The following is an 8378-nucleotide window of genomic DNA, read 5'->3' as shown; positions in this document are numbered from 1 at the left end:
GTCAAAAGCAAGAACAACCGCAACAGCAACAGCAAGAGCAGAAGCAACAAGTGCACTTGCTACCGCAATCGCAACCGTAATCTCCTCGCCGCCATCGGCGACCACATCGCCTCCACCTCGTCCACCGCCAGGAACACCACCATGTCCACCCTCGTCACCCTGCGCAACGTCACCAAGACCTACCAGCGCGGCCCCGAGAAAGTCCAGGTCCTGCACGGCATCGACCTGGATATCGCCCGCGGCGACTTCGTCGCCCTGATGGGCCCGTCCGGCTCCGGCAAGACCACCCTGCTCAACCTGATCGGTGGGCTGGACTCGCCCAGCGGCGGCGAGATCGAGATCGAAGGCCAGCGCATCGACCGCATGAGCGGCGGCCAGCTCGCCACCTGGCGCAGCCACCACGTCGGCTTCGTGTTCCAGTTCTACAACCTGATGCCGATGCTCACCGCGCAGAAGAACGTCGAACTGCCGCTGCTGCTGACCTCTCTCGGCGCCGCCCAGCGCAAGCGCAATGCCGAGATCGCGCTGACCCTGGTCGGCCTGGCCGAACGCCGCAACCACAAACCCAGCGAACTGTCCGGCGGCCAGCAGCAGCGCGTGGCGATCGCCCGCGCCATCGTCTCCGATCCCACCTTCCTGATCTGCGACGAACCCACCGGCGATCTCGACCGGCGCTCGGCCGAGGACGTGCTGGGCCTGCTGCAGGAACTCAACCGCAGCCACGGCAAGACCATCGTCATGGTCACCCACGACCCCAAGGCGGCCGAGTACGCCACCCATACCGTGCACCTAGACAAGGGCGAGCTGGCCGACGCGCCGGCCGCGCACTGAGCGAGGCGATGCCATGAAGTATTTCTCGTTGATCTGGGCGCAACTGTTCCGCAGCAAAACGCGGACCGTGCTGACCCTGTTCTCGGTGATCGTCGCGTTCCTGCTGTTCGGCCTGCTCGACTCGGTGCGCGTGGCGTTCACCGCCGGCGGTTCGGTGGAAGGGGTCAACCGCCTGGTCGTGGCCTCGCGCCTGTCGATCACCCAGTCGCTGCCGGTGCGCCTGGAAGCGCAGATCCGCAGCGTACCCGGCGTGCGCGACGTGACCTATGCGATGTGGTTCGGCGGCATCTACAAGGATCCCAAGGACTTCTTCCCGAACTTCTCGGTCGCACCGAACTTCTTCGACGTGTACAGCGAATACGAGATGCCGCCGGAGCAGCTCAAGGCCTTCCGCGACACCCACACCGGGGCGGCGGTAGGCGAAGCGCTGGCGAAGAAGCACGGCTGGAAGGTCGGCGACGTGATCCCACTGCAGGCCACCATCTTCCCGCGTGGCGGCAGCAACGACTGGCCGCTGGAGCTGAAGGCGATCTTCCGCGCCAAGGACCGCGCCAACGTGCAGGCCGAGAACCAGTTGATGATGAACTGGAAGTACTTCGACGAGAGCAACGACTACATCAAGGGCAAGGTCAGCTGGTACACGGTGCGGCTGGACAACCCGGAGCACGCCTCGCGCGTGGCGCAGGCGATCGATGCGCTGTCGGCCAACTCCGACCACGAGACCAAGTCGCAGACCGAGTCGGCGTTCCAGCAGGCCTTCGTCAAGCAGTTCGCCGACATCGGCCTGATCGTCACCTCGATCATGGGCGCGGTGTTCTTCACCCTGGTGCTGCTGACCGGCAACACCATGGCGCAGGCGGTGCGCGAGCGCATCCCGGAACTGGCCACGCTCAAGACCCTGGGCTTCCAGGACCGCACGGTGCTGGCCCTGGTGATCGTGGAGTCGGTGCTGCTGATCGTACTCGGCGGCCTGCTCGGCATGGCGCTGGCGTCGGTGGCGATCCCGGTGCTGGGCAGCGCCAGCCGCGGCGCGCTGCCGGTGCACGCGGTGCCGGTGCAGACCTGGCTGATCGGCGCGGCGCTGATGCTGGTCATCGGCGTGGTGGTCGGCCTGTTGCCGGCGCTGCGCGCGCAGCGGCTGAAGATCGTCGACGCCCTCGCCGGGCGTTGAGCCCGCGCTTTCTCTCCAGCACATCGATGCCACGGACGGCGACGCAGACCCGAGGAACAACGCAATGAAGATGCAATGGTTATGGAATGTCCTGGCGATCGCGGCGCTGGCGATCGGCCTGGGAATCTGGATCGCCCTGCCCTGGTTCATGGTCCTGGCGCTGGTGGCGGTGCTCGCCGTGCTGCTGCTGGTCACCCGCAGCGGCCGGCTGTCGCTGGCGGCCGCGCGCATCGGCATCGCCAGCCTGCCGCAGCGCTGGGGCGCCAGTTCGGTGATCGTGGTCGGCATCGCCGGCGTGGTCGGCGTGCTGGTGGCGATGCTGGCGATGGGCCAGGGCTTCCAGGCGACCCTGGAGAGCACCGGCGACGACACCACCGCCATCGTGCTGCGCGGCGGCTCGCAGGCCGAGACCAACTCGGTCATCACCCGCGACCAGGTGCCGCTGATCGCCAGCCTGGCCGGCGTGGCGCGCGGCGCCGACAACCGCCCGCTGGTCTCGCCGGAGCTGTCGCAGGTGGTGAACCTGCTGTCCAAGTCCGACGGCACCGACGTCAACGCGCAGTTCCGCGGCGTCGGCGAGCAGGGCTGGGCGGTGCACGACAAGGTCAAGATCCTGCAGGGCCGTCGCTTCACCCCCGGCCTGCGCGAGATCGTGGTCGGCAAGGGCGCGCAGTCGCAGTTCCGCGGCCTGCAGCTCGGCCAGACCCTGACCCTGGGCAACCAGACCTGGACCGTGGTCGGCGTGTTCGCCAGCGGCGACGCCCACGACTCGGAGCTGTGGACCGACACCCAGACCCTGGCCACCACCTACAACCGCAGCGCCTATCAGTCGATCAGCGTGCGCACCCAGGGCCAGGACGGCTTCCGCCAGTTCAAGGCGGCGATGGACGCCGACCCGCGGCTGAAGCTGGACGTGTTCACCGCCCGCGAGTACTACCGCAAGCAGGGCGGCAATCTCAGCAAGGTGCTGGAGGTCCTGGGCACCTTCATCGGCACCATCATGGCGATCGGCGCGGTGTTCGGCGCGCTCAACACCATGTACGCCGCGGTCGCCACCCGCGCCCGCGAGATCGCTACCATGCGCGCGCTCGGCTTCCGCGGGCTGCCGGTGGTGATGGCGGTGATGCTGGAGACCATGCTGCTGGCGCTGCTCGGCGGGGTGCTGGGCGGGTTGATCGCCTGGGCGATCTTCAACGGCTACAGCGTCTCCACCCTGGGCAGCAACTTCAGCCAGGTGGTGTTCCAGTTCAAGGTGTCCCCGCCGCTGCTGTGGACCGGACTGAAGTGGGCGCTGGGCATCGGCCTGGTCGGCGGCCTGTTCCCGGCGCTGCGTGCGGCGCGGTTGCCGATCACCACCGCCCTGCGCGCGCTGTAGCGCCATCGCTGAACGCACCGGGCCGGGACCCCTGTCCCGGCCCGGCCCAATGGCGGATGACGCGTCATCGTTTCGTCATCGAAACGCGGTAGAACGGCCGCCGCCCAGGCGCTAGCCTGCGCGGCCATTTGGTTCCACGCCGCCACCCCCATGTCCTCGCGCCTGCGCCTGTTGCTCGTCCTCTGCGCCAGCCTGTGGCTGAGCGCCTGCTCCTCCACCTCGCTCAGCGACCGCCTGGTCGCGCCGGGCGGCGTGTCGCCGCTGATGGACGAGGAACGCATCCAGAGCCTGCTGGCGACCCTGCCCAACCGCAGCGGCCACGTGGTGGTGCCGGGCGGCATCCCGATCTTCTGGCGCGCCATCGACCCGGGCGACTACCACATGCGCTACCGCTACGAGCACGCCGGCCGCGACGCCAGCGGCCACGAGCACGCCGACTTCGCCATGGAGGTGGCGACCCCGGCGCCCGCCACGCACGCCGCCCCACGCGGCACCGTGGTGCTGCTGCACGGCTGGATGATGGACGGCGACTCGCTGCTGCCGTGGTCGCTGGACCTGGCCCAGGCCGGCTACCGCAGCATCAGCATCGACCTGCGCAACCACGGCCGCTCCGGCGGCGGCCCGGCCGGCTATGGCACCCGCGAGTCCGACGATGTGGTCGCGGTGATCCGCGCCCTGCGCGCCAGCGGCGAGGTACAGGGCCCGGTGTACCTGTTCGGCGTGTCCTATGGCGCGGCCACCGCGCTGTTTGCCGCGCAGAAGCTCGGCGACCAGGTCGATGGCGTGGTCGCGATGGAATCGTTCGCCAACGCCGGCCGCGGCATCCGCGACATGATCCCGCACATGCTCGCCAGTCGCCCGCGCGGCTGGATGGCCAGCGCGGCGATGGATCTGGCGCGCTGGCGCTACGGCGGGCAGAACCTGGACGCGGTGATCGCCAACGCCAACCAGCGCCTGGCGCTGAACCTGGACCAGGTCGACGTCACCGCCGCCGCGCGCGCCGCGCCGGCCTGCGTGCTGCTGCTGCACGGCAGCGCCGACCAGCACATCCCGGTGGCGCACGGCCGCCTGCTGGCGCTGGACGCCCCGCGCGCCCACTACCTGGAGATGCCCGGCGAGAACCACCTGAGCCTGCCGATGCGACTGGACCTGCTGGCGCCGACCGTGGAGGACTGGTTCGCCGACCTGCCGGCGCCGCGCCACGGCGGCCGCTGCCCGCAGCCGCTGCCGCCGCGCCTGGATCCGGAGCTGCAGCTGACGGGCGGCCCTGCCGCGAGCGGTAGCCGCGGCTGAGCGGCGGGATGACCAGCCATTCGGCTGTGGAAAGCGGGGAGTCGGGATTGGGGATTCGTAACAGCGGGCTGTACTGTCGGCCTGCTGGTTCCGCGGCGGCTCAGGCTCTTGCCAATCCCTAATCCCGAATCCCCGCTCGCCGCCACAGACTCTCACCGGCGAACAGCAGCAACCCGATCCAGATCGCGGCAAACCCGATCGCCTTGCCGGCGTCGAACGGTTCGCGGAAGAACCATACGCCCAGCAGCAACTGCAGGCTCGGCGCGATGTACTGCAGCAGCCCGACCAGCGATAGCGGGATGCGCCGCACGCCGTAGGCGAAACCGATCAGCGGCACTGCAGTGACCACGCCGCCGAACACCAGCAGCAGGTCGTTGCGCCAGCCCCAGCCGCCGGCGAAGCCGCCGCCGTGGCCGGCCTCGCCCCACAGCACGAAGCCCAGCGCCGGCAGGAACAGGTACAGGCTCTCCACGCCCAGCCCGGCCACCGCATCCACCTGCACCAGCTTGCGCAGCAGGCCGTACAGCCCGAACGAGCCGGCCAGGCCCAGTGCGATCCACGGCAGGGTGCCGGCGTCGACGGTCAGCCAGGCCACGCCTAGCGCGGCGCAGGCCACCGCCAGCCACTGCAACGGGCGCAGCCGCTCGTGCAGCACCAGCACCCCGAGCAGCACGTTGACCAGCGGATTGATGAAGTAGCCCAGGCTGGTCTCGATCACGTGGCCGGCATTGACCGCCCAGATGTACAGCCCCCAGTTGAAGGCGATCGCCAGGCTGCTCAGCGCCAGCGTGGCCAGCGCGCGCGGCTGCGCGGCGATGCGCCGCAACCACTGCAGGCGCGCGCTGTACGCCAGCCACGCCACCACCAGCAGCGTGCTCCAGACGATGCGGTGGGCGATGATGTGCGGCGACGGCACCGCCTGCAGCAGGTGCCAGTACACCGGCACCACGCCCCACAGGGCGAAGGTCGCCGCGGTGATCCACAGCCCGCGCCGCGCGTCCTGCGCGGAGGCCGCGGTCATCGCCGGGTCCTCGCCACGGTGATCACCACCACCCCGGCCAGGATCACCGCCATCGCGCCGACGTCGCTGGCGCTGAAGCGCTCCTGGCCGAGCCAGCTGCCCAGCGCCACCGCGATCACCGGATTGACGTAGGCATAGCTGCCGGCCAGGGCCGGGCGCACGTTCTGCAGCAGCCACACGTAGGCGGTGAAGGCGACGATCGAGCCGAACACGCACAGGTAGGCCACCGCCAGCAGGCCCTGCGCGCTCGGCAGGGTGTGCAGGCGTTCGCCGCTGAGCAGGCCGATCGCCACCAGCATCACGCCGCCGCACAGCATCTGCCCGGCAGCCGCCATGAACGGCATCGGCAGGTCGCGCCCGCGCGACCACACCGAGCCGAACGCCCAGCCGATCGGCGCGATCAACAGCAGCATCAGGCCCAGCGGACTGGCAGTGAGACTGCTGCCGGCGTTGAGCCACACCACCCCGGCGAAGCCGACCACGATACCCAGCCACTCGCCGCGGCTGGCATGGTGGCCGCGCAGCGTGCCGAACAGCGCCATCCACAGCGGCACCGAGGCCACCGCCACCGCCGCCAACCCCGACGACACCTGGCGCTCGGCCAGCACCACCAGGCCATTGCCGCAGACCAGCATGAGTGCGCCGAGCATGGCCAGCGGCCGCCACTGCGCGCGCGTGGGCGCGGCCACGCCGCGCCAGCGCAGCACCGCGTACAGCACGCTGCCGGCGATCACGAAGCGGGTGCCGGAGACCACGCTCAGCGGCGGCGCGCCGCCTTCCAGGGCGAAACGGATCGCCAGGTAGGTCGAGCCCCAGACGACGTAGACCAGGAACAGGGCGAGAACGACGAAGCCGCCGCGCGCAGGCACGGCAGCGACAGGAGCAGACGGCATCGGACGGCGCCAGAGACAGCAGGGGCGCTATTCTAGAGCACCTGCCCTGCGCGCAAGCCGTCTCACCCGCGCGTGTCGCGCCGCCGCCGCGTGCAGATCACTCGTCGAGAAAGGAGTCGTGGATGACATCACACCGCACCTGGCTCGCGCTGCCCTTGCTGGCCGCGCTCAGCAGCGCCAGCATGGCACGTCCGCCTGCTGCTCCCTGGGACTTGAACGGGCATCAGCTGCTGGAAGCCCCGCTGGACGGCTCGCTGGCCGCCGACCTGGGTCCGCAGCAACCGCAGGAACTGCGGGTCATGGTGTCCTCGCGCACGGCGGCGGCCTACATGCTCGGCATCGCGGCCGGCAGCGAGGGCGTGCGATGGTGCCGACCGGCCGGCCAGTCCGGTCCACCGGATGTCCAGGCCCTGGTCGCCGATCTCGGCGCGCTGCCCGACACGCGCCTGGACGCGCACGCCAGCGACCTGGTCGTGCAGGCCTTGGCCAAACGGTATCCCTGCAAGTCCACGCCGCGCCGCCCATCGCGCTGAGGCGCCCGACTGCCTGCAGGGTCGCGTCGGCGCGGCGAGACCGTGATTCGCCACAGCTGGCGCGATAACCGTAGCGGGTGCCGGCGGGTCATTCACCGTGGCAGCACAGCCGGCCGCCACCCGCCGCAGCGGCGCCCGGCGTTCCACCGCACCACCAGGCCGGTGTTGCAGGCCAGTACGAGCGCGCCGCGTCGTGTCAGTGGCCGCCCTGTGCGCGGCCGTCCCGCGCCGCGCTCCCGCGGAGGAAACGCGATCGGTCTCGCGCAAGGAGTGTGCTGCTCAATGCAGTTCCGGTACTGACGTCTTTGCCGATCAATGGATGTGCATGCCGACGCGGCTGGCACCTGCCCCGGCGCTGCGCGGTCACCCGAAATACCTAAGAGACGGTTCAGCCGCACGGGCGTATCTGTACGCGCATACACCTGCTCGCCGAGCACCGCCATGGCCATCGATACCGCACTGTCGCCGCTGGGCACCGTCACTCCGTATGGCGCCTCGCCGTATGGTTTTTCCAGCCCCGGCGCCTCCAGCGACGCGGCCCAGGCCGGCAATCCGGTCGTCAGCAGCAACGACCCGGCCGCCGTGCAGCAGGCCGTGGAACTGTCCGGCGACGCCTCGGTGATCTTCGGCCTCGGCGGCCTCGCGGGGACCATCCCGGCCGACACGGGCCTGACCTACAACGCAGCCGGGCTGTTCAACAGCATCGTCAGCGCGGGCCCGAGCGACGCGCGTTCGAGCGCGACCACCGGCACCTCCGGGTCCAGCACCGATCCCTCGACGTCGACCAGCGGCACCGGCACCGCGACCTCGACGACCACCTCGCCGTATCCCACCCTCGACCAGGCCACCCAGACGTACGACCAGGGCCTGCTCGGGACCATCAGCGCGCCGCCATCGATGCCCGGCTTGTACAACGCCAATGGTGTCTTCAGCAGCCAGGGCCTGTCCCCGCAGCTGTCGTCCCTGTTGCAGTCCAACCCCAGCCTCAGCGGCACGGTGACCGGCGACCTGCTCAATCAGGGCATCGTCGGCGGGTTGATCGATACCACCGCCTGAGCGGCGGCCGCCCTGCAGCGCCAGCGTGCGTCTGACCGGTCGGCGGCCCTTCTCGTCACGACGCGCCCGACAGCGCATCGTCCCTCCTACGGATGACCCTGCAGCACGATTGGGAAGTCCCTTCTGCCGCGACACCCAGCGCAACCGTGCGCGTCGGCGGCCATCGCCAACAGGCGCCAGCACTGCGCAACCGGCTTGCCGTGGT

General features: G+C 70.1%; 8 protein-coding genes. 6 read left to right on the top strand and 2 right to left on the bottom strand.

The window, feature by feature from the left end; translation table 11 throughout:
* Positions 1-141 precede the first annotated feature (141 nt).
* The 4 genes from M3U25_RS18590 (at position 142) to M3U25_RS18575 (ending at position 4670) form a co-directional block, all read left to right on the top strand.
* The gene (locus M3U25_RS18590) at positions 142-831 is read left to right on the top strand and encodes an ABC transporter ATP-binding protein (protein ID WP_010340093.1); all 690 of its coding nucleotides are present in this window, start codon (positions 142-144) and stop codon (positions 829-831) included.
* A 13-nt stretch (positions 832-844) separates the two neighbouring features.
* Positions 845-2002, top strand: a complete 1158-nt coding sequence (locus tag M3U25_RS18585) for an FtsX-like permease family protein (RefSeq protein ID WP_355503113.1) — start codon at positions 845-847, stop codon at positions 2000-2002.
* A gap of 64 nt (positions 2003-2066) precedes the next feature.
* The gene (locus M3U25_RS18580; RefSeq protein ID WP_355503115.1) at positions 2067-3377 is read left to right on the top strand and encodes an ABC transporter permease; all 1311 of its coding nucleotides are present in this window, start codon (positions 2067-2069) and stop codon (positions 3375-3377) included.
* 150 nt (positions 3378-3527) lie between these two features.
* Entirely contained in the window at positions 3528-4670 is a 1143-nt protein-coding gene (locus M3U25_RS18575) for an alpha/beta fold hydrolase (RefSeq protein ID WP_355503117.1), read from the top strand.
* A gap of 118 nt (positions 4671-4788) precedes the next feature.
* Here the strand turns inward: M3U25_RS18575 and rarD are convergent, their stop codons facing one another.
* Both rarD and yedA read right to left on the bottom strand, forming a co-directional pair.
* Entirely contained in the window at positions 4789-5691 is a 903-nt protein-coding gene (gene rarD, locus M3U25_RS18570; RefSeq protein WP_355503119.1) for an EamA family transporter RarD, read from the bottom strand.
* On the bottom strand, positions 5688-6584 hold the full coding sequence (gene yedA / locus M3U25_RS18565; protein WP_355503121.1) for a drug/metabolite exporter YedA: 897 nt from the start codon (positions 6582-6584) through the stop codon (positions 5688-5690). The genes rarD and yedA overlap by 4 nt, the downstream gene beginning before the upstream one ends.
* A gap of 122 nt (positions 6585-6706) precedes the next feature.
* Here yedA and M3U25_RS18560 point away from each other — a divergent pair, with 122 nt between their 5' ends.
* Positions 6707-7117 carry a Rap1a/Tai family immunity protein gene (locus tag M3U25_RS18560; RefSeq protein WP_355503123.1) on the top strand — a complete coding sequence of 137 codons (411 nt, stop codon included), beginning with the start codon at positions 6707-6709 and terminating at the stop codon, positions 7115-7117.
* Positions 7118-7558: 441 nt separating this feature from the next.
* Positions 7559-8173, top strand: a complete 615-nt coding sequence (locus M3U25_RS18555; protein WP_355503125.1) for a hypothetical protein — start codon at positions 7559-7561, stop codon at positions 8171-8173.
* The last annotated feature ends 205 nt before the right edge of the window (positions 8174-8378 follow it).

Origin of the sequence: Xanthomonas sp. PPL134 (assembly GCF_040595915.1) — a bacterium.
Lineage (GTDB): Bacteria > Pseudomonadota > Gammaproteobacteria > Xanthomonadales > Xanthomonadaceae > Xanthomonas_A > Xanthomonas_A indica.
This window is presented reverse-complemented; position numbering and strand designations above follow the sequence as displayed.